This window comes from Cryptosporangium sp. NPDC048952, assembly GCF_043197895.1.
Classification (GTDB): domain Bacteria; phylum Actinomycetota; class Actinomycetes; order Mycobacteriales; family Cryptosporangiaceae; genus Cryptosporangium.
The window spans coordinates 81,692-106,204 of record NZ_JBICTY010000011.1 but is presented as its reverse complement, the minus strand read 5'-3'; the positions used below and the strand labels follow the sequence as shown (position 1 = coordinate 106,204).

Below are 24,513 nucleotides of genomic sequence, written 5' to 3'. Positions count from 1 at the left end.
CGCGCCTGGCCGCGGTGCAGCATCGGCCGTCGCCGAATCGGTGGCGTCGCCGCGGCGACGATATTGTTTTTTGTGCACACTTAAGTCACGGCTGTTTACGTCCCTGCGAGCTATGTACCGCTCGGCCTCGCCCAGCGGCCTTCGCGGCGTATGTCGCGCTGTCCGCGCGGCGCAGCTGCTGCTCCGAGTCAACTACGTTGTTCGCACTGATGACCCCGACGCTCGCCCCGATCGTGACGTCCCGGCCGAGCATCGGCACGGGTTTGGTCAGTGCGGCGAGAATCCGGTCGGCGACCGACTGCGCCGCCGCATCCGTGCTGCCCGGCTGCACTACTGCGAACTGGTCACCGCCGAGCCGCGCCACCACATCGCCGCCCCGAACACTTCTCGCGACCGGTTAGCGATCGCGACTGGCACCGCATCGCCGGCGCCGTGACCCAGCGCATCATTGACCGGCTCGAATCCGTCTAGATCGAGGTAGAGCAGACCGGGAGTCAGGTGCGCGTCAGTCCGACTGGGTTGGACGGAGCTTGTCGACTGCGGCACGGGCGGCATGGCCGATGGCGTCGTCGATTGCCGGCTGGCGGTTGGTGAGCGTGACGGCCCGGGTGAAGGCGGCCCCCACATAACGGCGGCCGTCGGGGTAGGTGAGGACGCCCGCTTCGTTGCGGACGACAGGAAGCGTGCCGGTCTTGGAAGCGATCGACACCCTGTCGGGGAAGGCCGCGGACAAACCATGAGCGGTCATCGTTTGCGACATCCGCCCCGGACCATCGCGCAGGCCGCCGCGGGTCCGGCTCGGTCGGTCCAGATCGCTTCCACCAGAATGCCGATCTCGCGGGGCGTTGCCACGTTGGTCAGGGCGGGGTCTATGCAGGACAGGGCCCCAGACGGCAGCCGGGCCGGCGTCCGCGATCTTGGCGTCCAGCTCCGCGGGGTCGTCGAGGCGAAGCTCAGTGACAACGGCGGCGACGATCGTTCCGATATCGGTGCAGACCTTCGTCGCACGCAGGCCCAGATTGGTGACGACCGCGTCGATCGCGGGCTGGCCGACGCGGTGGTAGAGGACGTCGGTGGCGGCGTTGTCGCTCACGGTCAGCATGAACAGCGCCAGGTCGCCCAGGGCCATGGTGACCGGGTAGGGTGCAGCCGGCCGTTCCCGCGCCGCCGATCCGGACCCTGGCCGGCACGGTGACTTGCTCGGCCGGGTCCAGGGCACCGGCCACGACCGCGCGGGCGAAGGCCACCGCGATTATGATTTTGACGACCGAGGCCAGGACCACCGGCTCGTCGGCCCGCAGATCGATGGCCTCGGATCCGCCGGTCTCCCGGACGTGGAGGAAGCCGTGGGCACCGGCGCGGACAAAGCGATCTTCCAACATCCGAGCATGCTAAACGGCGAGGTCAGGCGGCTGCCGCGCGGAGGCCCGAGTGGGGCGACTCCCGGACGTCACCCGACCGACCCGGCGCTGTTCGTCGTCAGCTGCCTTTCGCTCAGCCTGGCCATGACCTGGATCTTTTCCGCTGACCACCGGGTCACCTAACCTGCCGTCGCACGCCAGGGCAGGCGAGGAGGCCACCACCACGGCCGCTCCACCGGCCGACAACGCAACCTGCCGCCGCTGCACGCCCGGATCGTGCGATCGATCCGGCGCACGCTCACACCCGGACAGATCAGCGGATTCACAGCGATCGGCGTTCCGACTCGAAGCACGTTTTCCGTGATCCGCCGCCGTGCGGTCGACTCATCCGGCGCAGATCCCGCAATGAGACGGTCGCGCACAGTCAGATGCTCCGCCCGTTGCTCGGTCGGCCATGCCTCCGGTGCCAGATCCAGGCACCACCACCACGACTCCGCCTCACCTGGACGGAACCCTGCGGCCGACACCTCGGCCCACCCAGCCACCACATCGGGTCGACCCACCGCAGCGCCCAGCCGCAGCGGGAACGCACCGAAATACCGGACACCGTCTGGGCCTATTTCCAGCGCCCGGCCGCTTTCGATCGTCCGCCAACTGCGACGCGTCACCAGATCGGTGACGCCGTCGGCCAGCATCGGCGATCCCCAGTCGACCAGAAATACACCGGGCAACACCCAGAGCAGATAGAACAGCACTCCGCCGCCCGATGCGCGGATGAAAAACACCCCCGCGATCGCGGCTGCGAACAACAGCACCCCCAACATAACTTTCACACAGCCCAGTGGAATCGGGCGGCCTCGGTGGACCAACAGAATCGTTGCGTCGCGCCGATCGGTCATCAGCCGCTCCTCGGTCGAACCGCGGTGGTGAGCCTTGAGAATCATGACAGCCTCGCTCGTTCCGTCCCACCAGTTCGAGTCGAGGCTCGATGACGTTCCAGCAACCGCGTCCATGCCGCTCGGCCAGATGCACCATCGCGTGCCACGCGTCCAGGCCCGCGGCCCTCTTAGGCGGCTTGAGTTCGTCGGGAGGCCACGGCGAGCAGAAGCTGGCTGTTGTGCGCCTCACCGATGGACCGGGAGGCAATCGGCGGCCGCGCGTGATCGCGGAAGACACAGATCTCATGCCCCTCCCGGGTGATCCGGGCACGGTGCTTCCACCCCCCGACACCGGCCCCACCGAAAACGCCATCCGCGTCTACGGTGACGGCCCCGAACGACACCGGACGCCCGGCGGCCAGTTCGGCAGGCGTCGTAGTGCGGACTAGGCCGTGCCTTCGCGGTCTTCCCCGAGACGACGGGGGTTTTACCCGGCCGAGAGCAGCGAAACGAACTGGTTCTTCCCAGCGTTTTTCGCCGCGTACATTGCGGTGTCCGCCGCGCGGACAAAATCGTCGACGTTGGCGCCGGATCGGCTGACGGCGACGCCGACACTGGCGAAGACCTGCATCGGGGGTTTTGTGGTCCCAATCGGCTGCTGAATCACATGGATGATCCGCTCGGCGGCCGTACAGGCGTCGCCCGCCTCGCCGAGGTCGGTGAGGATCACCGCGAACTCGTCGCCGCCGAATCGCGCGACGGTATCTGCCGGGCGCAGACCGTCACGCAATCGGTCGGCAGTCTCGCGCAGGACCGTGTCCCCGGCGGCGTGTCCGTGTTTGTCGTTGACCTCTTTGAATCCGTCGAGGTCGATGAACAGCAGCCCGACGGAAAGTCCGGAGCGGATACTGGCCGCCAGAGCATGGTTGAGGCGATCGTAGAAGAGAGCGCGATTGGCCAAGCCGGTGAGCGAGTCGTGGAACGCCTGGTGCTGCAGCTGCCGCTCGCGATCGCGGAGCTGCGCCTCGACTTGCTCACGGCGGGCGATGTCTTGGCGCAGCGCCGCCGTGGCTTCCTCCACCCTCTGCAAGGCACGGCTGCGGCTGCCCGCCAGCAGACCGGTCATGAGCGCGAGGACGAGGGTCAGTGCCGCGCCCGCGATCAGCGTCAGGCGACTCGTGCCGCGGTCGGTGACATCCCGGAGCTGATCGGTGGGCCACAAGACCAGTTGCCATCGTCGTTGTCCCACGAACAGAGTCCGTTGTCGGACCAGGGACTGGTCATTCAGTCGCTGTCCGGTTCTTAGCGAGGTCAGGACGGCGCCATCTTCCTTACCTTCGGTAAGAGTGACCTGGACTGCGCCTTGGGTGCGGTCGGACAGGATTTGAGCAAGGAAGTCCTGGCCGCGCACCGGCAGCACGATCCAACCCTCGAACCGGTCGGGGAGCGCCAGGCCTTGCGAGGAGTACACAGGAACGGCGAAGACGAACGATGCTTGGCGTTCATTCGCGTTGACTGTCTCGTCACGGATGAGCTGGTAGGCGGGGCTTACGGCGAGCGTGGATCCCTTCCAGGCGCGAACCAGAGCTTCATCGACTTCGAGTTTCTGCGTCAAATCCAGACCGGGGATGCCCGTGCGCCCGTCGAAAGCGCGTTCGAACACCACGAACGCATGTCGCGTCTGCGATGTAACCGGCCGCAGCGTCAGATCGGTGGCTCCTCGCGCGCGCCACTGCTGTTGCACCCCAGCAACTTCGGCCGTGGTCGCAGGTACGACGAAGGTGATGCCGGCGGCGCCGGGCAGCCTCGTGGCATCCAGGCCCTTGGTGATGCGGTCGAAGTCGCTCTTGTTGAGCCGGGGCTGGGCGCCGACGGCGGCGGCGAGGTCGTACAAGGTGTCGCTGTAGGCGCCGACCCGATCGCTGACCGCGTCCGCCGCGTCAGCAGCATGCCTGTCCATGAGCCGCCCGGCGTAGTGGTCTTCACTGCGCTCGACGGCTTGGAACGCCACGGCCGTGAGCAGCCCCCCGGTCGCGAGCACCGCGAGAACCAACGCTATGCCGACCCTGTTCCGGCTGAGCCGTCCACCGCGCTGTTGCATCTGTCGTCGCGCCCTCACATGGACAGAATCGGCACGATCCACGGAACACTGATCAAACCGGTGCCTGCATCGCGTCGCCAAGAGTGCAGGACCGACGTCTGGCGACGGCTACTGCCGGCGGTCGTGAGCAAAGACTCCGGCGTCGATGCGCTCTCGCCAGCGTGTGGACACCTCACGAGCAGTGTTCAAGCCTTTCGGCGGTTGTTTGGCTCAGGTGTTGGGCGCCGTTGCCGATCGAGTGAGCACGACTGTGCCGTGCTCTCCGGAGAGGCATGGCAATAACGAGACCAGGCTCGGATGACCGCACCCGCACAGGACATGGAGACCCGGAAAAACTCGGGGCGGCGGGGCCGGCTCAGCGTCGGCACGAAGTTCACCGCGACAGTGTCCGTCGCGCTGGTCGCACTGGTCACCGCCGGCGTCGCGCGGTCTCGCCTGGGGAGCCTGGACGACAAGGTCCAGAATCTGAAGGAAGCGAACATCGCCCGGTTGAGCAGCCTGAACGAGATCTAGGGCGGCTTGGCCGACATGTATCGCGGCGAATCATTGTGGATCAATCCGACCTTCGCCGCACAGAAGGCCACCTACGAGACCGCGATCAAGAAGGCGCAGACCGACGTCGACAACTCCCTGGCCGACTACAGGTCCCACCGTAACTTCTCCGGTACGTGGAAGAGCGAAGTCGCGTCGTTCGATACCGGTTGGACCACCTACAAGGCGCTGCTCAACAACGTGTTCTTCGGCGACGCCGCCCCTGTCGGGCTGAACATCGCCCGCGACCCGCCCACGCTGCTCAAGCAGTTCACCACCGCCGAAGCAGCGATGAACACCGCCATCGACAGACTCGGCGCCCTCGAGCAGTCGCAGGCCGCTCACGCCGGCGACGAGGCCGACAGCCAGGCGACCAGCGCGAAGTCACTTATTTTGGTCGTAGTCATCATCGGCCTCGTCCTGGCCATCGCACTGGTGACCTGGGTCGGCCGGTCGATCACCCGCCGCATCGCCGGCGTCGGCGCCGTGCTCAATGCCGTCGCCGACAGCGACCTCACCCGACGCGCCCACGACAACGGCGGCGACGAGGTCAGCGTCATGGCCCGCGCGGTCAACCGCCATCGACTCCATCCGGCACACCGTCGCCGCGCTGTCCGACTCCGCCCGCACCCTCGCCGACTCCTCCCAGCAGCTCTCCGCGTCGGCGAACGCCATCTCCGGCACGGCACACGACGCCTCAGCCCAGACCGCCGTACTCACCTCCGCATCCGAGGACGTCAGCCGCAGCGTCCAAACCGTCGCGGCCGGCACGGAGGAAATGGGATCGGCGATCCGGGAGATCTCTCAGTCCGCCAACGACGCCGCCGGCGTCGCGTCGTAGGCCGTCACTGCCGCGGCCGCGACCAATGCGACCGTCGCCAAGCTCGGCGAGTCGTCGGTAGAGATCGGCAACGTCGTCAAGGTCATCACCTCGATCGCCGAACAGACCAACCTCCTCGCCTTGAATGCGACCATCGAGGCCGCCCGCGCCGGCGAGGCCGGTAAGGGCTTCGCGGTCGTCGCCAACGAGGTCAAAGACCTCGCGCAGGAGACCGCCAAAGCCACCGAAGACTTCTCCCGACGCGTCGAGGCGATCCAGGCCGATACGGACTCCGCCGTCGCCGCGATCGAGCAGATCTCCGGCATCATCGCCCAGATCAACGACTACCAAATGACGATTGCCTCGGCCGTGGAGGAACAGACCGCCACCACCCAGGAGATGAGCCGCTCCATCGCAGAAGCGTCTGTCGGGTCGACCAGCATCACCGACAACATCGCCAGTGTCGCCCGCCGCACATACCACCACCAGCAACGTCGCCGACACCCAGCGCTCAGCCGACGACCTCGCCCGCATGTCCGGCGACCTGCAGACTCTTGTGGCTCGCCTCCGCATCTGACCAATGCGGCAGACTCCGCCGCTCGCATCAGAACTCTCGGCCGGGCGTCGAGCCACCGACACATCGTCGTACCGGCTGCGGGCCACCTCGTTCAGGTGAGCAGGACGATTTTGCTTGGGCGGGAGCGGGGTTCCCCGGCGGTATTAGCAGAGCCTCTGCCGTTGCGGGGTGTGCGTCGAGCAGAAGAGGGCAGTTAGTCACCGCGACCGGGGTGTCCGAGCAGGAGCACCCCGGTCGCCTCTGTTGGCGCTCGTTGAGGCTCCCCAGCGCTGCTCACTGATTTCCCCACCTGAGCGACTCTCCGGCGGTTATCCGACCGTCGGTCAGATCGTCTCTCCTGGTTCGTGACTGTTGGTCGTCGCGAGGCTGGGGGACCGGAGTGCTCTCGTGGGAGAAGCCGTGGAGGCGCATGCGTTGCGCCAGCAGGGCTGGTCGATCTCGGCGATCGCCCGACATCTGGGCGAGACCGCAAAACGATCAGGGTGTATCTGAATCAGCAGCGAGTGCCTGGTCAGCGGGTCCGGTCGACGCCGGATCCGTTCGAGGCGTTCGTCGAGTACTGCCGGCTGCGCTGGCCGATGATCCGGATCTCTGGGCGTCGTCGTTGTTCGACGAGATCGCCGGTTCGGGCTATCGCGGCGGCTATTCGTCCTTCACCCGGGGGCTGCGAGACCGGCGTCTGCGGCCGCACTGCGGACCATGTTCGGCGGCGAAGGGCCGCGACATCGCGATCATCGCCCACCCGCCGGGCGAGGAGACCCAGTTCGACTGGCTGGAACTGCCCGACCCGCCACCGGGCTGGGGTTCGGGTGAGCCCTCCGGGCCGTCTCCGCGATGAGATAAGTTATCTTCTGGCTGCGACGAGTCGAGCACACCCGGAGGTGTCCCGTGACGCCCCAGGACTCCCGCGGGGTGCGGTCGGTCGCCGATCGCAAGGCGTCCGCGGTCGATTTGGTCCTCCACGAGATCCGCCGGTCAATCCTGAACGGGGAACTGCCGCCCGGCCAACCGTTCACGGTGCCCGCCCTCACCGAACGGCTCGGCGTAAGCCATGTGCCGGTGCGGGAAGCGCTCCGGCAGCTCGAAGCGCAGGGGCTGGTCATCCTGAGCCCGTCGCGGAGCGCGATCGTCGCTCCGCTGGACGCCGACGACCTCCGCGCGATCTACCGCTTGCGGCTGAACATCGAACCTGAGCTCGCCGCGCGAGCCGCACCGCTGCGCAGCGACCGGGCCATCGACCGGCTCGACCAGCTGGTGCAGACGGCCTTCGCGACGGCACCCGCCGAGGATTTCTGGAGCGCGCACCGGAAGTTCCACGACGCGCTCATCGAGCCGGCGGCAAACGAATGGGACGTGCGCCTTCTCCGGCCGCTCTGGGACGCCTCGGAGCGCTACACCCGCCTGGTCTTCGACTTCGTCAACCAGCCCGACGCCTTCGTCGACCACCGCGAGCACGTGCACGACGAACTCGTCGTCGCCGCCCGCTCGCGCGACGGCAAGCGTGTCGGCGCGAAGCTGCGTGAGCACCTCGAGTCCAACTTGACGACAATGCTCGACCGGATGAGCAGCATCGAAGCGAGCCACGGGCCAACCTGGGCCGCCCGGAGCGAGACCGCCTAACCACCGCGACAACGTGCCACATAGCGAATCGTTGACAACTTATAAGATATCTCTTAGCGTGACGCGAGCCACTCGGCCACGCTCGAGAACTGAGGAATCATGCGTCTTGCGAACTGCGCCGGTCGGCTCGTCCTCATCACCGGTGATGCCTCCCAGGGGTCGTTACCGGCTCTTGACGTCGAGACCGCGAGCGAAGGGCTGTTCTCCGCCGATCCGCAGGCGATATATGCGCGCTGGGCCGAATTTCGGGCCTGGGCCGAGAGCGCTCAGCGTGACGCCGCCACCCCGGTGGCCGAGAGCGCGCTGGGCCCGGTCGTACCGCGACCGGCCCAGGTCTTCGCGATAGGCCTGAACTACCGCGACCACGCCGCCGAGTCGGGCTTCGCCCTGCCGACGGCGCCGGTCGTCTTCACCAAGTACGTCTCCAGCTTCACCGGACCGACCGGTGACATCACGCTCTCCCCCGGCGACGTGGACTGGGAGGTCGAGCTCGTCGTCGTCATCGGCACGGCGGCTCGCCGGGTCGACGCAGCGGACGGCTGGAACCACGTCGCGGGCCTGACCGTCGGCCAGGACATCTCCGATCGGACGGCGCAGTTCGCCGCGCCGCCGGCCCAGTTCGGACTGGGCAAGTCGTTTCCGGGCTACAGCCCGATCGGGCCCGTCCTGGTCACGCCGGACGAGTTCGACGACCCGGACCGGCTGACGCTCGGATGCGAGGTCAACGGCACCGCGGTCCAGAAGGGCACCACCGCCGACCTGGTCTTCTCGGTATCGACGCTGGTCGCCGAGCTGTCCTCGACCCTCGAACTGCTGCCCGGCGACGTGATCTTCACCGGCACCCCGGCAGGCGTCGGACACGGCCGCACTCCCCCGCAGTACCTGCGCGCCGGGGACGAGCTCACCTCCTGGGTGAGCGGCATCGGCGTCCTGCGCCACCGGTTCGTCAGCGCCTGACCGCGCTTCGTCTCACCCACCCGATGAAAGGACCACAACGATGTGCAGCACGGGTTGGACCAGACGGGATTTCCTGACAACGGCCGCCGCGGCCGGCGTCGCTCTGGCCGGGGCTTCGGCGGTGACGGGGACGGCCGAGGCCGTGGCGGCGGCCGAGCCTGCCGCGCTCCCCACCAGGACCGCGCTCACCAACGTCCGGGTGTTCGACGGCCGGACGTTGAGCGCTCCGACCACCGTGGTGATCACCGGGAGGCTCATCGGTGGCTCCGCGGTCGGCGCACGCACCGTCGACGGCCGCGGCGGAACGTTGCTGCCCGGTCTGATCGACTCGCACGTCCACCTACGGGACCTCGACACGTTGTCGCAGCTGACCCGCTACGGCGTGACGACCGCACTGGACATGGCCTGCTGGCCGCCGTCCCTCGTCGATTCGCTCCGTCGCAGGCCCGGCCGGACGGACATCCGGAGCGCGGGAGTACCCGCGACCGCGCCGGGCAGTCCGCAGAGCCAGGCCCCCGGGTACCCCGCGAACGGCGTCGTCGCCGGACCGGATCAGGCTCGCCAGTTCGTCGCCGCACGGGTGCGTGAGGGCTCGGACTACATCAAGGTCATCGTCGACGTCCCCGGCTTGTCGCAGGCGACCCTGAACGCCCTGGTCTCCGCGTCGCACGCCGCCGGGAAGCAGGTCATGGCCCACGCGGCGGCGAATGCCACGGTCAGCGAGGCACTCGCTGCCGGCGCGGACATGATCCACCACGTCCCGCTCGACAGCGTGCTGACCGCCACCCAGGTCGGGCAGTACGCCACCCGACGCCGGACGTCAGTGCCGACGCTGACGATGATGGAGGGCTTCGCCGGCCTGGGCGTGCCCGGCTGGAGCTACGCCACGGCGCGGGACAGCGTCGCCGCGCTGCAGCGGGCCGGTGTGCAGATCCTGGCCGGCTCGGACGCCAACGTCACACCGGGTGTCCCGGTCAACCCGGCGTTCGGCGTCAGTCTGCATCGCGAGCTCGAACTCCTGGTGGGCGCCGGGCTCTCGACCGCGGCCGCGCTGCGCGCCGCGACGTCGGTACCGGCCTCCGCGTTCGGGCTCCGCGATCGTGGGGCGATCCGGCCTGGCTACCGGGCCGACCTGCTGCTCATCGAGGGCGATCCCACCGCCGACATCCGCACGACGCGCAACATCCAGCGGGTGTGGGCCGGCGGCGTCGAGTACACGCCGGCCGGCTGACCCGGCCTCTCTCTCCCAGGAGGATCGCATGGAATCCCGAATCGTCAGCGTGGACGGTCTGTCGATCGCGACCACCTACCATCCCGCCGCTCCGGTCGCCGCCGGCACACCGCTGCTCGTCGCACTGCACGGTGGCACCTACTCCAGCGCCTACTTCGGCGTGGCCGGGGGGACGCTCGGCTCGTTCCTCGACCTCGCCTTCCGCAACGGCTTCGACGTGCTGGCCGTCGACCGGCCAGGCTACGGCGCGAGCGACGGCCTGCCCGAGGCGGAGAACACGTTCGCGCGGCAGGCGGAGATCCTCGACCGGGCCGTAGAGCAGAGCCTCGCCGACCGACCGGCCACCGGCGTCGTGCTCGTGGGCCACTCGATCGGCGGAATGATCTGCCTGGAGATCGCCGCGAGACGCCCCCGCTGGCCGCTGATCGGCGTCGCCACGACCGGCATGGGTGCCCGGATCCCGTCCGGCGGCGCGGCGGAGCAACTCGGAAGCCTTCCGCTGTCCGGCGTCGTGGACCTGCCGGTGGCCGAACGCGACGGCGTCATGTTCGGACCGGCGGGCACGTTCACCGACGAGGGCCGGAAGGCCGCTCACGACTCCTACGCGCCGGTGCCATTCGTCGAACTCGCCGCGGCTCCGCAGTGGGCGCGGACCCGGTTGGCAACTGTCGCCGCCGAGATCGACGTCCCAGTGCACAACGTGCTCGCCGAGCACGACGCGCTGTGGGACAGCTCCGCCGAGGCACGGGCGGACTTCGCGGCGCGCTTCACCGCACCGGTCACCGTCGAGCTCGCGCCCGCCACCGGGCACTCGATCGACCACCACGTCCTCGGCGCCGCGCTCCACCTCCGGCAACTAGCTTTCGCCTACTCCTGCGGCGCCGCGGCCGCGCTCCCATGACAGCGCGCTCCCGCGTACCGCGTGCGGTACCGGTCGTCGTCGCCGGCGGCGGGCCGGTCGGCCTGTCGCTCGCTGTCGAGCTGGGCCTGCGTGGCGTCGAATGCCTGGTGGTCGAGCCACGGCGGAAACCGACCCGCTCCCGGCCACGGGCGAAGACGCTGAACACCCGCACGATGGAACACTTCCGCCGCTGGGGGCTGGCCGATCGGCTGCGGGCCACGGCGCCGTTGCCGACGTCCTGGTCGCAGGACGTGTCGTTCGGCACCACACTGCTGGGTCCAGAGATCACGCGCTTCACCGGCGTTCTGGGTCTGAGCGACGACGGCTTCTCGCCCGAACTCGGCCAGCAGCTTCCCCAGTACGTGCTCGAGGATCTGCTCCGGGCGGTGGTGCGCGAGCTCCCGGCCTGCACGCTCCTGCTGGGCTCCCGTGTCGTCGCGGTGGACGGCGACGCGGTGCGGATCAACGACGCGCACGGGGACGTCGTCGATGTCCGCGCCGACTACGTCGTCGGGGCTGACGGGGCCCGCAGCACCGTGCGGGAGGCGATCGGTGCCCGATACGAGGGCAACCAGGCACTGCGACCGAACACCGGCGTCGTGTTCCGGTCCACCGAACTGCTCCACCGGTTGCCGCACCGGCCCGCCGTCCAGACCTGGCTGCTGAACGAGCGCACCCCGGGACTGATGGGCCCGATCGACCGGACGGGTACGTGGTGGCTGATCGCGTTCGGCGTCAACGGCACGTCACCGGACCTCGACGCGGTCGGGCTCGTCCAGGGAGCGCTGGGCGAGGACCTGCCGGTGGAGATCGTCAGCACCGATCCGTGGACCGCCAGGATGGAACTGGTCGACCGGGCGCGCGCGGACCGGGTCTTCCTGATCGGCGACGCCGCCCACCTCAACCCGCCGTTCGGCGGGCACGGCCTGAACACCGGCATCGGCGACGCCGTCGATCTGGGCTGGAAGCTCGCGGCCTGTCTGGACGGCTGGGGCGGGCCGGAACTGCTGGCCTCGCACGAGGCCGAACGGCGCCCGCTCCAGCAGCTGGTGATCGCCGAGGCGACAGCGAACATGGCGACGCTCGCGACCGAGCTTCTGACCGCCGACCTGGACGCACCCGGCCAGCGCGGTGCGTTGGCTAGGGCCCGGGCCGCCGAACACATCGTCCGCGCGAAGACCGCCGAGTACTTCAGCCTCGACCTCGTGCTGGGGCACCGGTACGAGGCGTCGCCGATCCTTCCTCCCGGTGCGGAGCCGACCGGGCAGTGGGCGGTCCGGGCCGGTCGCGGCCGGCGGTTGCCCCACTTCTGGTGCGGTCCCGGTCTCGCGCTCCACGACCGGCTCGGATCCGGCTACACGGTCGTCGCCTCGCCCGCGGCCGACATCCAGCCGATCGTCGCCGCCGCGTGGGCCCGCCGGATGCCGACGACGATCACCCGGGTCACGCCGGATCAATCGGCCGCGCTCGGCGCCGAGATCGTCGTCGTGCGGCCGGACCAGGTCGTCGCCTGGTGCGGTTCGGAACCGCCAGCCGACGCCGATGTCCTGATCGACACCCTGACCGGCCATCACGCCGCCACCCTTGCCGACACATCCGCCCGAGAGCGTTAGGAGCACCGACATGTCCGCACCGAAATTCGCGCACGTCGTCTTCCAGACCGGCCAGGCCGGTCCGATGCGGGACTGGTACTGCACCGTCCTCGACGGCCACGTGGTCTACGGCGACGAGGCCCTCACGTTCATCACGTTCGACGAGGAGCACCACCGCGTCGCACTCCTGCACCCGCCGATCCCCTCCGAGCGCAAGACGCCGGCGACCGCGAGCATGCACCACGTCGCCTACACGTTCGACAACCTCGACGACCTGCTGGAACGCTACGTCACTCTGCGCGACAAAGACGTGCTGCCCGCGGTATGCATCGCGCACGGCGTGACGACATCCCTGTACTACCGTGACCCCGACGGCAACTTCGTCGAGATGCAGATCGACAACTTCGCCGCGCCCGACGACGCGACGGCATACATGAACGGCAGCGAATACGCAGGCGACTCGGTAGGGCCGGCGTTCGATCCCGAGCGGATGCTCGCCGCCCGGGCCGCAGGTGCGTCGGTCGAGGAACTGACCGTCCGTAGCTGGTCGCTGCAGGAGTCGCTGCCCGACCCGATGACCGTACTGATGGGCTCCTGATTCCGTTGCCGAATCCGCCCTGTTTCATCTGCTCGCTGGAGGCCGCCCCGGAGGCCGCGGTGGTCTTCCGGGACGACCTCTGGGCCGCCGAGGTCGCTCCCGGATACGACGTACCGGGATGGTTCGTCCTGCGCGCCCGCCGGCACGCGGAACTGCTGACCGGGCTGGACGAGCCGGAGCTGGCCGAGCTGGGGCGCCGCGCCCGTGACCTGACTGCCGCGGTCCAGTCGGTCACCGGCGCACCCGCCGTCTACCTGATGAGTTTCGGCGAGAACCACCGCCATTTCCACGCGCTGGTCGCGGCCCGCGGCCAGGACGTGCCCGAACACCGCAGGGCGGGCGCGATCCTCGGCATGCGCCAGGACAGCCTGGACCACGCCGCCGCACTCGCGCTGGTGCCCACCGTGCGGCAGGCGTACGAGCGTGCCGCCGGGTCGCTGAGCCGCTAGCCCTTCCGCCACTCTGCCGGACTGGAGAACGCATGCGCACGGATGCGCCGACGCCGCCACGGGAGCGGGTCGCGGGATCGCTGCCGACCGGTCTGTCGACCGCCCGGCTGACCGTCCTGCTGACGCTCACCCAATCGCCGCTGCTCCTGCTGTGGGGTGCGGTGCCGGCGGCGTACCAGTTCGGTGGTGTGGTGGCGACCCCGCTGATCTTCGGTCTCGGCGGGCTCGCGCTCCTCTGTTTCGCGGTCGCTTACGGCGGCATGGCCGGACGGATGCCTGCCGCCGGAGGACTGCGTGTCTTCGTCGCCAAGGGCCTGGGGGCGCCGATCGGACTGGGCGCCGGCGTCGTGGCGTTGCTGTCCTACGTCGCGCTCATGTCGGCGATGCTGGTGTACTTCGGCGGCTGGCTCACCGGGCTGGTGGCCGCGGTGTTCGGCGTGCGCTTCCCGATGTGGTTCGTAGTCTTGGCCGGCGTCATCGTGATCGCCGGGCTGGGCACGCTGCGGTTGCCGTCACTGCTTCACGTCCTGATCGGCTTCGCCGCCGTCCAGGTGATCGTCGTCGTCGCCTTCGACGTTCTGGCGCTGGCCAATCCGCCCGGTGGCCGGGTGAGCGTCGACGCGCTCGATCCGACGTGGCTGTTCGGGGGGTCGTTCAGCGTCGCGCTGTGCTTCGCCGTGACGTCGTTCATCGGCCCGGAGGTGGGGGTCACGTTCGCCGACGAGGTCCGATCGCCGCGGAGGACCGTTCCGCGCGCCGTCCTGCTCTCGTACGGGATCGTCGTCGCGCTCGTCGTCATGAGCAGCTGGGCGATGAGCACGGCGACCGGTCCGCTCGATGCCGTCCCGCTGGCCCGGGGGCACCTCGAGCTGCTCACCGCGGGCGACCGTCAGCCGTTCATGTCGGCGCTGGCCACCCAGCTGGTCGGTGGTGGTGCGGCGCGGCCGGTCGTCGATGTCATGACGGTCGCGCTGATCACCGGTGCGATCGCGAGCGTGACGACGATCTCCCAGTCGGTCGCGCGGCAGGTCGGCGGTCTCGCCAGGGACGGGATCCTGCCGACCGCTCTCCCTCGTCCCGCGAGGCATTGCGGGCTCGCGGCCGCCGGGGTCGTCGCACTGGTCGTCGGTCTGCAGGACGACCCGGCCACTGCCGCTCTCTACCTGACGCTGGGCGCGGGGCTGGGCGTGGCCGGTGTACTCGCGCTGACCGCGCTCGCCACCGCGGCGTGGTTCCTGCGCAACGACGACGGCGACTCGGGCTACGTCGGGTGGGAGGGGCGGGTGGTCGCGGCCGGTTTCGCGGCGGTCGTGCTCGCGTACGTCGTCGTCTACTCGACCATCCGCCTTCCCGAGCTGCTGCCGGGAGACGCGGACCTGCGCGACTGGGTGTTCCCGCTCTTCCTCGGCGGCGGCTTCACGATCGGCCTCGTCTGGTCCGGCATCCTTTCCGTACGCCGGGGCCGGTGACGGGCTACCAGGTCACCGGTAGCTTGTGCAGACCGCCGGTGAGGCGCTCGGAATGCAGCTCGAGCTGACCGATCCCGGTGGCGAGCCGGAGGCCGGGCAGGCGGGTGAACACCGTGGCCAGCGCGGTCTTGAGCTCGGCCCGCGCCAGGCTGGCGCCGATGCAGTAGTGCGCGCCGTACCCGAAGCTCAGGTGAGCAGGAAGAGCGGGCCGATCCGGATCGAGTGCCTCGGCGTCGAGGAACGCCGCCGGGTCGCGGTTGCCCGCCAGCGTGGCGATGATGACCGCGTCGCCGGCGCGATCGTGACGTCGCCGATGACGATGTCCTCGCGGGCGTAACGAGCCAAGCCGAAGTTCTCCGGGGCGGCCAACCGCAGGATCTCCTCGACGATCTGCGGGCGGACGGCCGGTTCTTCGATCATCCGCCGATGAGCCTCGGGATTCTCCAGCAGCAGCAGGGCGCCGAGACTGATCCGGTTGACCATCGTCTCGTGTCCGGCGAACAGGACACCCGCGACCAGTTGAGTCAGCTCGTCGGTGGTGAACGTCGGGTCGTCGATCTGGGCGCGGAAGAGGTCGGTGATGACGTCCTCGCCCGGCTCCTGACGCTTGGCGTCGGCGAGCGCTCCGGCATAGCCGAGTAGTTCGACGATCGCATCCTCGCCGGTCATCGTGGCGGCGCGCTCGGAGAGGCCCTTGAAGTAGGCCCGGTCGGTGTAGGGCACACCCAGCAACTGGCAGATCACGTAGATCGGAAGCGGGAGGGACAGCATTTCGTGCAGGTCCACCGGCGCGCCGTTGCCGCCGGCCGCCATCATGTCGTCCACGAGGGAGTCGGCCAGCCGCTGTATCCCCCTTCGAGGCGGCCCATGCGGCGCGCGGAAAACGACGGGGCCAGCACCCGGCGCAGCCGGGCGTGGAACGCGGGCTCGGCGTCGAAGTCTCCCGTAGGGCCGCCCATGAAGCCTGCGTTGGACATCCGGGAGGCAGTCTCGGATGTCCGGTGCGACCGGCCCAGCTGCGGGTCACTGAACAGTGTCTTGGCTTCGGCGTAACCGGTGACCAGCCAGGCCGGGTCTCCGGCGGGGGTCAGCACCCGGGTGACCGGATGGCGGGACCGCAGGTCCGCCCAGACCGGCCCGATGTCGGGCACACCCGGACGGTCGAACGGAAGACGGGGAAGGTTCGCGCTTTGCCGACATGTGCGACTCGAAGGTTGTCGATGTGGACGTCAGGGGCGCTGCGGATCTCCGTGGCGCGGTGGCCAGTTGCGCAGGATCACGCGTTCGAGTCCGCCGACGATCGCAGTGACGAGCAGGCCCAGCGCGGCGACGATGATCAGGAAGCCGAACACGCCGGCGGAGTCATACAGGCGCTGCCGCTCCAGGATCACCTGGCCGATACCGCCGGTCGAGGCGAGCATCTCGGCGAGGAGCGTGACGATCAGGCACACCGGCGTGGCCACTCGGACGCCCACCATCACCATCGGGAGCACACTCGGCACGAGCAACGAGAAGACCCGCCGTGTCCGCGACAACTGCAACATCCGTCCGACGGCAATCCGCACCGGCGGGATGTCCCGGACGGCCCCCTCGGTGTTGAGCAGGATCGGCCACAGAGCGGCCGACACGATCACGACGAGGTTCATCGCGAGGTTGTTACCGATCAGGAGCACGGCGACGGGAACCGAGGCAGGCGGAGGGAAGTTGCGCAGGAACTCGGCAAGCGGACCGAACGCCGCACGAGCCCGCGACGACGCGCCGAGCACGGTGCCGAACGCGACACCCGCGACGGTGGCGATCGTGATCGCCGCGAAGAAGACCAGCACGGTCCGGACGACCGCCGGAACCAGCAGTCCGCGCTCGTCGACAGCGCGCACCGCGTCCCACCACGTGCTCGGGGGCGGAAGATTCGACGCGTCCGGGTCCGCGACGACCTGCCACCCGACGAGCAGCACCACGAGCGGAAGCAGCCCGATCAACGGGGGGAAGGTCCGGTGGGTTCTCACACCGGCCTCGTCAGGATTCGGGGGAACGCGATCCGCGATCCCGCGAGCAGCGTGGCGTTCAGCACCGTGCCGAGCACCGCGACCGCGATGACGTAGACCCACATCTGCTCGGGCTGCAGCGCGATCTGCCGCTCGACGATCCCGGCGCCCAGCCCCTCCGGATTGCCGAGCATCTCGGCGAGGACGCAGACGACGAGACACACGGCGAGCGCGAGCCGCGCTCCGGAGAGGATCAGCGGCGCCGCGGCGGGAATCCGCAACGACACGACGACCCGGGAACGGGAGAGCCGCATCTGACGTGCCACCTCGAGGAGTCGCCCCGGTGTCGCCTGCACGCCGGCGCTGACGCTGATCAACAGGGGCCAGCACCCGGCGTACACCGCGACGACGATCTCTGCGTCGCGGGTCGGCCCGAACACGAGGAGTGCCACCGGGACGAGGGCGACCGCGGGGATCGTCCGCAGCACCTCGATGGACGCCATCGAGTAGCGCCACGTCCTGGGCGACAACGCGACGGCCACGCCGACGACGAACGCGACGCCGAGCGCGATCACCCAGGCGACCAGCGCCACCCAGGCCGTGTGCAGGATGCGCCCGCCGAGATCGTCGTCCGTGACCAGCTCACCCACCGAGGCCAAGATGCTGCTCGGCGCCGGCAGGTAGTCGAACGTCAGCACGCCGGTGCGGACGAGCGCCTCCCACACACCGACGATGGCTACCGCTGTCGCGGTCCCGAGGTAGTTGATTCTCACTGCGCTCCGCCCCCCAGCTCGTCGGCGAGGACGCGCCGCGCGGTGACGAACTCCGGCGATTCGCGCGTGTCGAGCTGGTTCCGTTCCCGCGGCAGGCCCGCACGGACCTCGCGCACGACGGCCGCCGGGGATCCGCCGAGAACCAGCACCCGATCGGCGAGGTAGACCGCCTCGTCGACGTCGTGGGTGATGAAGACGACGGTGAACCCGGCTTCGCGCTGCAGCCGCAGGAGATCGTCCTGCAGCGTGGCGCGCGTCATCGCGTCCAGGGCACCGAACGGCTCGTCGAGGAGGAGCACCTCGGGCTCCATCACCATCGCCCTGGCGATTTGAACGCGCTGCTGCATGCCTCCCGAGAGCTGCCACGGGAGATCATCCACGTGAGCCTCGAGCTGGGTCATCGCCAGTGCCCGCGCCACCCGCTCCGCGACCGTGGCCTTGTCCAGGCGACGTTCGATGCCCAGCGATACGTTGCAGCGCACCGTCCTCCAGGGCAGCAGGGCCTGCCCGTAATCCTGGAAGACGGTGATGACCTTGTTCGTCGGCCGGTCGAAGATCTGTCCGTCGAGCAGGATTTCGCCGCTCGTCGGGCGCAGGATCGCGCCCAGCAGATTGAGTAACGTCGTCTTCCCCGTGCCCGACCGACCGACGATCCCGACGATCTCACCGGTGGCGATGTCGCAGGAGACGTCGCTCAGTACCGTGCGCGCTCGCCCCTTGACCTGGAACGACACCGACACGTCGCGCACCTGGAGCCGTACGCCGTGGTCCGCGGCGGTGGCCCCCACGGGGTGGGTCTGCGGCACGGGTGGAAGCATTTCGGCACTCCTCAGGAGACGGCTACGAGGTCGGACGCCGCAGGAAGTTTCCCGTTGACCTGACCGGCAGCGTTGACGGCTTTGATCCAGGGCTCGAGGAGCTGCGGCGTGATCGTGGTGTCCCACGCGGGCAGCGGAACGCCTGCCATCACCTGCGGCGGCAGGTCGAGCGCTTCGGCGATGTCCTTACGAGCCTCGTCCTGGTGTCCGTCGGCCCAGGTCTTCGCGGAGTCGAGGGCGGCAGTGAACGAGTCGATCGTCTTTTTGTTCTTCGCAGCCCATTCGGTGTTGGCGATCCACATCCCCGCCAGCGCCGGGGAGGCGACCGACAGGAACGGATCACCGAGCGCCGTGTGGCCGGCTGCCGTGGCCCGGCCGATGAACGGCTGGATGAGCGCGATCGCGTCCACACGGTTGGCGTTGAGCTGGTCGAGCATGTTGGTGAAGGGCACCTCGACGAGGGTGACGTCGTTCGGATCGATGCCTTGCGCGGCGATCGAGGTGCGGAGCGCGAGATAGAGCGTTCCGGACAGCGACGGGGTCGCCACCCGCTTGCCCTTGAGGTCTTTCAACGACGCGATCCCACTGCTCTTCGAGGCGAAGAGCTGACCCTGCTGACTCTCCTGGGTGTCTTGGTAGGCACCGGCGATGGCCTTGATCTTCTGGCCCTTTGCCGCGGCCGCGATGACATCGGCCGGAGTGCCCCAGGCGATGTCGTACCGCTTACCGAGCGCCGGGGCGAAGGTCGTGATCGCGGTCGTCGGCTGGGTCGAGATCGTGACAGTGAGGTTGTTGTCCTTGAAGGCTCCGATTTTCTGGGCGATCAGCGGCAGGGCGGGAGGTGCCGCAGGATTGATGACGAGGCGAACGGAACCGTCACTGGCGGCATCGTCGGAGGACGAGCACGCGGTCAGGGAGGTGACCGCGAGACCGGCCGTGATCGTGAGAGCTACCGCCAACAAGCGGCGGCTGTTCGTGTAGGTCATCAGTTCCTTCTCTCGGCGTTGAGATTCCGGTGCGGGATCATGCGGGGGTCGACCGGAGAGAGCCGGTCACTTGGTAGAGGTCGAGGTCGGAGACGTCCGTCCCGCTCCAAGCGATGTGCTGGTCGGGTCGGACGAGGATCAGTTCGTCCGCCCAGGGACGGGGGTCGGGCGCCTCGAGCAACGCGACCGGTACACCTGCCACCGCGGCGGCCGCCAGGAACGCAGCAATTGGACCGCTTCGCCGTTCCGTCGGGCAGATGAGCGTGTATCTGCACCCGAGCAGGTCGTACAGCGAGCGCCCGTCGGCCAGCCAGGTGTGCGGAAGCCTCGCGCCGGGCGAGGTCGTCGGCACGTACACCGAGATGTCGGCGCCCGGGTCGGCGCCGCTCCCGTCCTGGACGATCGGCGAGCCGCCGTAGGTGTAGCCGAGCACAAGGCCGAGGCTGTGGAACTCGGCGCGCTTGGCCACCTGGATGGCCTCACCGACGTCGTCGAGGTCACCGGCGAGTGCGCCCATGTTCCGCTCGGCGACTCCGACGGTTCGGGCTACCACCGGGCGTCGCTCGGCCTCGTAGCTGGCGAGGAGTTTGGGCCCACCCCACCCCTGCTCCATGGCCGCGATCTTCCATCCGAGGTTGACCGCGTCACCGACGCTCGTGTTGTAGCCGTGGCCGCCCCAGGGCGGATTCAGGTGGGCGGCTTCGCCGACCAGGAAGATGCGCTCGGTTTGGAACCGGTCGGCGATCAGCATGCGGGCGGTCCACGGATCGACCGCGACCACCTCGTGCGGCACGGGCCGTCCCACGACGTTGGCGATCAGCCGGGCGACGTTTCGCTCGCCGTACTCGGCGTCGACACCGGGGAAGATCGACCACCACGTCCCGTCGAGGTCGAGGCGTCCGATCAAACCGGGGGTTTCTGCTCCGATCACCCAGTACTGGACGGCCGGCGGTAGGTGGGTCTGCAACTGCGGCGCGCTGAAGACGACGTTGAAGTTCGGGCGGGGGTCCGAGCGTCCGACGAGACCGACTCCGATCGCCCGGCGGACGACGCTGTTGGGGCCGTCGCAGCCGACCGCGTAACGTGCCCTGACCTGTCGCGTAGCGCCACGCTTGTCCCGCACGGTGGCCACCACGTGGTCGTCCTGCTCGACGACGCCGACCACTGCCGATCCGAGCTCCAACTCCACGTCGGTGCGGCACGCGAGGTGTTCACGCAGGACGTTCTCGACCACGGGCTGCGGGATCGCCTGGCTGCTCTCGGCGTACCTGTCGTCGCGGGTCGACGACAGGCCGAAGGCACCCGGGAACGAGGTGATTTCGCGTCCGGACAGCGAGGTGCAGAAGAGCACCTGGTTCGACCACGACAGCGGGATGGGCGCCGCGGTCCGGAGGGCGTCGGCGACACCCCAGCGGCGGAAGTGCTCCATCGTGCGGACGCTCGTCGTCTTGGCCCGTGGTCGCAGGTTGGACACGACCTCGCGGGGCTCAATCACCAGGCAATCGACGCCGTGGTGGCTCAGCTCGGCCGCGCACGCGAGGCCGGACGGCCCGGCACCGGCGATCAGCACGGTGGTGTCGAGAACGGGCTCCATCCCGGCTCAGAACGGGTAATGACCAGCGTCGCTGGTCAGGGTCGTGAGGCGGATCTCGGTGAAGTCCTCGATGGCGTAGTGCCCCGAGCGGCCCCACCCGCTGTCCTTGACTCCACCATTGGGCAAGGAAGGCTCGCCCGCCATGGTCGCGCTGTTCACGTGCACGATTCCGGCATCGAAGCGCTGCGCCAGGTCTAGGCCGCGCTGCTGATCACCGGTCATGATCGCCGCGCTCAGCCCGTAAGGGGTGTCCTGCGCCTTCGCGAGTGCTTCCTCGGCGCTGTCGACCACTTCGACGACGACGACGGGTCCGAACGTCTCCTCGCAGCCGTTGGCGACCGGAGCCTCCGGCGGGACATCAGTGAGGATGGTCGGCGCGTACACGTTGCCTTCTCGGCTGCCGCCGGTGACGACGGTGGCGCCGTCGGCGATCGCTCCGCGCACTCGTTCCTCGATCTGGCTCAGAGCGCGCTCGTTGATCAGAGGACCGATGAGGGTCGCCGGGTTCCGCGGGTCGCCGGCGGGGAGGCTGCGCGTCTTCGCGGCGAATTTCTCGACGAACGTGTCATGAACGGCCCGCTCGACGTAGACCTTGCGGGTACACATGCAGACCTGGCCCTGATGGATGAACGCGCCGAAGGTCGCCGCGTCGACGGCGTTGTCGAGGTTGGCGTCGTCGAGGACGAGCAGCGGGTTGTAGCCACCGAGCTCAAGGACGATCGGCTTCAGCGCACGTCCGGCCCGCTCGGCGAGCATCCGGCCCGTCTTGTCAGAGCCAGTGAAGTTGATGCACCGCACGGCACGGCTCTCGAAGAACACGTCCGCGATGGCCGCGGCCTCGCCCGGCGCATGAGTGACCACGTTGAGCGTGCCCGCGGGGAAGCCGGCTTCCTCGAGGATCGCGGCCTGCAACAGACCGGCCGAGACCGGGGCCTCTTCCGACGGCTTCACCACGACGGTGTTGCCGAAGGCCAACGGAAGAGCGAACGTGCGCCACGCGAGGTTGAACGCACCGTTCCACGGCGTGAACCCGGCGACCACACCGAGCGGCTTGCGAACGGCCATCGCGAACCGACCGGGGACGTCGCTGCGCAGCACGTCACCCTGCGGGAGATAGCCCCAGTTGGCGGACTGCCGCATGAGGCTGGACGACCACGACACCTGGAAGTGCCCGAATGTCGCACTGCACCCGGTCTCGACGGCGAGGATCCCGACCGTCTCCCCGCGACGTGCCTCGATGATCTCTGCCGCCCGAAGGAACAGACGCTGACGCTCACCCGGAGGCATCGCCGCCCATCCGGGGAACGCGGCCGCAGCGGCGGCGACGGCCTGTTCCGCCTCGGTACGCCCACCGGCCGCGATCTCGAAGACCACCTCGCCGTCGTAGGGGTTGTGGTCGGGGAAGGTCCGGGTTGCCTCGGCCCATTGACCGCCAATGAAATGGGTGGTCGGCACATCGAAGGTCCGAGTTGCGGCTTGCGTCATGGAAAGCTCCTCGTAGGGCAGGAGTAGTCAAGAACGAGCGGAGCCGGTCAGTTGAGCATCGAGCCGCCGTAGACGACGGCGAGCTGCCCGGTCATGAAGTCGCTGTCCGCAGACAGCAGGAACGCGGCCGCTCCGGCGAGGTCATGGGGCGTCTGCTCGCGGGCCAGCGAGCGCGTGGCAGCGTCGGCCGAGATGCGCTCACCCGAGAGGTAGCCGGCGTCGCGGACACCGTCGCTGAGAGTCAGTCCGGGAGCCAGACAGTTGATGCGGATACCGTCGGGACCCAGCTCGCGGGACAGCGCCCTGGTGAGGGCGTGGACGGCGCCTTTGGAGGAGACGTATTGGGCGAGGAGCGCGGCCCCCTTGAGGACTGAACTCGAGCCGACGGTGACGATCTTTCCGTACCCACGCTCGCGCATGCTCGGGACGACGGCTTTGATCATCTCGAAGGTTCCCCGGACGTTGACCTGGAGCACTCGGTCGAACTCGTCAGCCGTGATCTCCCCGAAAGGCTTCGGTCTCAGAGTGGAGAACAGCGCAGCGTTGCTCACCAGCCCGTGGATGTCGCCGCGCTCGGCAAGGGCCCCTGCGACGAAGCTATCGATCGACTCCGCCGAGGCGATGTCGCAGTAGCCGCACGACGCCGAGCCCCCAGCCGCCTCGATGGCCGCGATGGTTCGCTCGGCGGCCTGGATGTCGCCGGTATGGACATGCGCGCCGCGCTCGGCCAGTCGCTGGGCGATCGCAGCGCCGATTCCCTGGGCCGCGCCGGTGACGATGACGTGTCGACTGTCGAGTTGCATCATCGATGCGCTCAGCCGAAAAGCAGGGACTCGGCGTTGCGGTAGGCGAGCTTCTCGCGATCGGCCCCACTGATCGGCGCGTGACGCAAGAAAGTGGCCGCCGCGACGCTGTCGGCGAACGGATGGTCGACGGAGAACAGGATGCGGTCGGCCCCGAATGCCAGCAGCGCGCACAGCAGCGGGGTAGCGGTGTTGTAACCCGACGTCGTGAGGTGGAGGTTGTTTCGCAACGTCTCGCCGACTGTGCGGTCGTGATGACCCACCAACGGCGTCAGCATGGTCTCGATGCGGTCCAGGTGGAACGGAAGGCCCTCGCCCATGTGCCCGACGATCAGCTGGAGTTCGGGAAACCGCTCGAAAACGCCGGCGACGACCATCCGCAGGACGTGCAGCGCACATTCGGAATGCCAGCCCCATCCCGCTCCCGCCAGGCCTGCGGAGATCTCGGGGCCGAACCCCGCGTAGTACGCGTCGTGCACAGCGGCGGGCGGCAGCCCGGGGTGGAGATAGATCGGAACACCGAGACGCTCGGCGGTGGCAAGAATGGGCTGAACGCTCGGGTCGTCGAGGAACACTCCCTGGGTCTGTCCGTGGATCATCGCGCCGACAAACCCCAACTCCTCGACCCCCCGGCGCAACTCGTCGGCCGCCACCTCCGGAGCGGTCATCGGCATCGTCGCGAAGCCCCTGAAGCGGTCCGGATGCTTCGTGACGACGACGGCCATCCGGTCGTTGAGCTCACGGCTGACCGAGCTCGCCCTTTCCGGCTCGAATTCCTGGACGATGTTGCCGAGCGTGGAGAGCACCTGAACGTCGATGCCTGCTTCGTCCATCACGGCGAGGCGCCCCTCGCCGACCTCGTCGAGTTCGGCGGCACGACGCGAGGCGCGCGAGCCGAGATCGAGACCGGCAGACACGAGGACCTCACGAGGGAACATGTGCTCCTCAAGGGCGACCACCTTCATAGAACTCCTCCTGCAGGTA

At 68.8% G+C, this 24,513-nt stretch carries 24 protein-coding genes and 4 pseudogenes; 12 read left to right on the top strand and 16 right to left on the bottom strand.

Going from position 1 to position 24,513, the window contains the following annotated elements; genetic code table 11:
* Positions 1-85 precede the first annotated feature (85 nt).
* From ACGFY5_RS43150 to ACGFY5_RS43125, 6 genes and pseudogenes are all read right to left on the bottom strand, one after another.
* A pseudogene (locus ACGFY5_RS43150) lies at positions 86-379 on the bottom strand (diguanylate cyclase domain-containing protein); the annotation flags it as partial.
* Complete coding sequence (locus tag ACGFY5_RS43145; RefSeq protein WP_392730653.1) at positions 331-555, bottom strand: diguanylate cyclase domain-containing protein; 225 nt, start codon at positions 553-555, stop codon at positions 331-333. The gene ACGFY5_RS43145 and the pseudogene ACGFY5_RS43150, both read right to left, overlap by 49 nt.
* Positions 506-1,129: a serine hydrolase gene (locus tag ACGFY5_RS43140; RefSeq protein WP_392730650.1), complete on the bottom strand. Its 624-nt coding sequence runs from the start codon at positions 1,127-1,129 to the stop codon at positions 506-508. The genes ACGFY5_RS43145 and ACGFY5_RS43140 overlap by 50 nt, the downstream gene beginning before the upstream one ends.
* A gap of 85 nt (positions 1,130-1,214) precedes the next feature.
* A pseudogene (locus tag ACGFY5_RS43135) lies at positions 1,215-1,382 on the bottom strand (serine hydrolase); the annotation flags it as partial.
* Positions 1,383-1,540: 158 nt separating this feature from the next.
* Complete coding sequence (locus tag ACGFY5_RS43130) at positions 1,541-2,305, bottom strand: hypothetical protein (RefSeq protein WP_392730649.1); 765 nt, start codon at positions 2,303-2,305, stop codon at positions 1,541-1,543.
* Positions 2,306-2,726: 421 nt separating this feature from the next.
* Positions 2,727-4,280: a diguanylate cyclase domain-containing protein gene (locus tag ACGFY5_RS43125; protein WP_392730648.1), complete on the bottom strand. Its 1,554-nt coding sequence runs from the start codon at positions 4,278-4,280 to the stop codon at positions 2,727-2,729.
* A 357-nt stretch (positions 4,281-4,637) separates the two neighbouring features.
* On the opposite strand from ACGFY5_RS43125, the gene ACGFY5_RS43120 reads away from it, so the two are divergent.
* The 12 genes and pseudogenes from ACGFY5_RS43120 to ACGFY5_RS43065 all read left to right on the top strand — a co-directional run bounded on the left by ACGFY5_RS43120 (position 4,638) and on the right by ACGFY5_RS43065 (position 15,085).
* Positions 4,638-4,853: a hypothetical protein gene (locus ACGFY5_RS43120; RefSeq protein WP_392730646.1), complete on the top strand. Its 216-nt coding sequence runs from the start codon at positions 4,638-4,640 to the stop codon at positions 4,851-4,853.
* Between the two features lie 15 nt (positions 4,854-4,868).
* Positions 4,869-5,390: pseudogene (locus tag ACGFY5_RS43115) on the top strand (methyl-accepting chemotaxis protein); the annotation flags it as partial.
* A 385-nt stretch (positions 5,391-5,775) separates the two neighbouring features.
* Positions 5,776-6,465, top strand: a complete 690-nt coding sequence (locus tag ACGFY5_RS43110; protein ID WP_392730709.1) for a methyl-accepting chemotaxis protein — start codon at positions 5,776-5,778, stop codon at positions 6,463-6,465.
* Positions 6,466-6,872: 407 nt separating this feature from the next.
* Entirely contained in the window at positions 6,873-7,106 is a 234-nt protein-coding gene (locus ACGFY5_RS43105; protein ID WP_392730643.1) for a hypothetical protein, read from the top strand.
* A gap of 50 nt (positions 7,107-7,156) precedes the next feature.
* The gene (locus tag ACGFY5_RS43100; protein ID WP_392730642.1) at positions 7,157-7,888 is read left to right on the top strand and encodes a GntR family transcriptional regulator; all 732 of its coding nucleotides are present in this window, start codon (positions 7,157-7,159) and stop codon (positions 7,886-7,888) included.
* 99 nt (positions 7,889-7,987) lie between these two features.
* Positions 7,988-8,845, top strand: coding sequence for a fumarylacetoacetate hydrolase family protein (locus ACGFY5_RS43095; protein ID WP_392730640.1), 858 nt, complete (start codon positions 7,988-7,990; stop codon positions 8,843-8,845).
* Positions 8,846-8,885: 40 nt separating this feature from the next.
* On the top strand, positions 8,886-10,076 hold the full coding sequence (locus ACGFY5_RS43090; RefSeq protein ID WP_392730638.1) for an amidohydrolase family protein: 1,191 nt from the start codon (positions 8,886-8,888) through the stop codon (positions 10,074-10,076).
* A 28-nt stretch (positions 10,077-10,104) separates the two neighbouring features.
* The gene (locus ACGFY5_RS43085) at positions 10,105-10,977 is read left to right on the top strand and encodes an alpha/beta hydrolase (protein ID WP_392730635.1); all 873 of its coding nucleotides are present in this window, start codon (positions 10,105-10,107) and stop codon (positions 10,975-10,977) included.
* Entirely contained in the window at positions 10,974-12,590 is a 1,617-nt protein-coding gene (locus ACGFY5_RS43080; RefSeq protein WP_392730632.1) for an FAD-dependent monooxygenase, read from the top strand. The genes ACGFY5_RS43085 and ACGFY5_RS43080 overlap by 4 nt, the downstream gene beginning before the upstream one ends.
* 10 nt (positions 12,591-12,600) lie before the next feature.
* Positions 12,601-13,167 (top strand): VOC family protein, encoded by a 567-nt coding sequence (locus tag ACGFY5_RS43075; protein WP_392730630.1) that lies wholly within the window; start codon positions 12,601-12,603, stop codon positions 13,165-13,167.
* 5 nt (positions 13,168-13,172) lie between these two features.
* A complete protein-coding gene (locus ACGFY5_RS43070; protein ID WP_392730628.1) occupies positions 13,173-13,616 on the top strand; it encodes a hypothetical protein in 444 nt (147 codons plus the stop codon).
* Between the two features lie 32 nt (positions 13,617-13,648).
* Positions 13,649-15,085: an APC family permease gene (locus tag ACGFY5_RS43065; protein WP_392730625.1), complete on the top strand. Its 1,437-nt coding sequence runs from the start codon at positions 13,649-13,651 to the stop codon at positions 15,083-15,085.
* Positions 15,086-15,245: 160 nt separating this feature from the next.
* Here ACGFY5_RS43065 and ACGFY5_RS43060 read toward each other — a convergent pair.
* The 10 genes and pseudogenes from ACGFY5_RS43060 to ACGFY5_RS43015 form a co-directional block, all read right to left on the bottom strand.
* Positions 15,246-15,754 (bottom strand): annotated as a pseudogene (locus tag ACGFY5_RS43060) (cytochrome P450); the annotation flags it as partial.
* A 143-nt stretch (positions 15,755-15,897) separates the two neighbouring features.
* Positions 15,898-16,236, bottom strand: coding sequence for a hypothetical protein (locus tag ACGFY5_RS43055; protein WP_392730622.1), 339 nt, complete (start codon positions 16,234-16,236; stop codon positions 15,898-15,900).
* A 78-nt stretch (positions 16,237-16,314) separates the two neighbouring features.
* Entirely contained in the window at positions 16,315-17,091 is a 777-nt protein-coding gene (locus ACGFY5_RS43050; protein ID WP_392730620.1) for an ABC transporter permease, read from the bottom strand.
* Complete coding sequence (locus ACGFY5_RS43045; RefSeq protein ID WP_392730617.1) at positions 17,088-17,843, bottom strand: ABC transporter permease; 756 nt, start codon at positions 17,841-17,843, stop codon at positions 17,088-17,090. Before ACGFY5_RS43045 ends, ACGFY5_RS43050 begins: the two co-directional genes overlap by 4 nt.
* Entirely contained in the window at positions 17,840-18,661 is an 822-nt protein-coding gene (locus ACGFY5_RS43040) for an ABC transporter ATP-binding protein (RefSeq protein ID WP_392730615.1), read from the bottom strand. The genes ACGFY5_RS43045 and ACGFY5_RS43040 overlap by 4 nt, the downstream gene beginning before the upstream one ends.
* Positions 18,662-18,672: 11 nt before the next feature.
* Positions 18,673-19,647: an ABC transporter substrate-binding protein gene (locus ACGFY5_RS43035; protein WP_392730612.1), complete on the bottom strand. Its 975-nt coding sequence runs from the start codon at positions 19,645-19,647 to the stop codon at positions 18,673-18,675.
* Positions 19,648-19,684: 37 nt separating this feature from the next.
* Positions 19,685-21,241: an FAD-dependent monooxygenase gene (locus ACGFY5_RS43030; protein ID WP_392730609.1), complete on the bottom strand. Its 1,557-nt coding sequence runs from the start codon at positions 21,239-21,241 to the stop codon at positions 19,685-19,687.
* 6 nt (positions 21,242-21,247) lie between these two features.
* Positions 21,248-22,726 (bottom strand): aldehyde dehydrogenase family protein, encoded by a 1,479-nt coding sequence (locus tag ACGFY5_RS43025; RefSeq protein ID WP_392730607.1) that lies wholly within the window; start codon positions 22,724-22,726, stop codon positions 21,248-21,250.
* 47 nt (positions 22,727-22,773) lie between these two features.
* Positions 22,774-23,532 carry an SDR family NAD(P)-dependent oxidoreductase gene (locus ACGFY5_RS43020; RefSeq protein ID WP_392730604.1) on the bottom strand — a complete coding sequence of 253 codons (759 nt, stop codon included), beginning with the start codon at positions 23,530-23,532 and terminating at the stop codon, positions 22,774-22,776.
* An 8-nt stretch (positions 23,533-23,540) separates the two neighbouring features.
* Positions 23,541-24,494 (bottom strand): amidohydrolase family protein, encoded by a 954-nt coding sequence (locus ACGFY5_RS43015; protein WP_392730601.1) that lies wholly within the window; start codon positions 24,492-24,494, stop codon positions 23,541-23,543.
* Between the last annotated feature and the right edge of the window lie 19 nt (positions 24,495-24,513).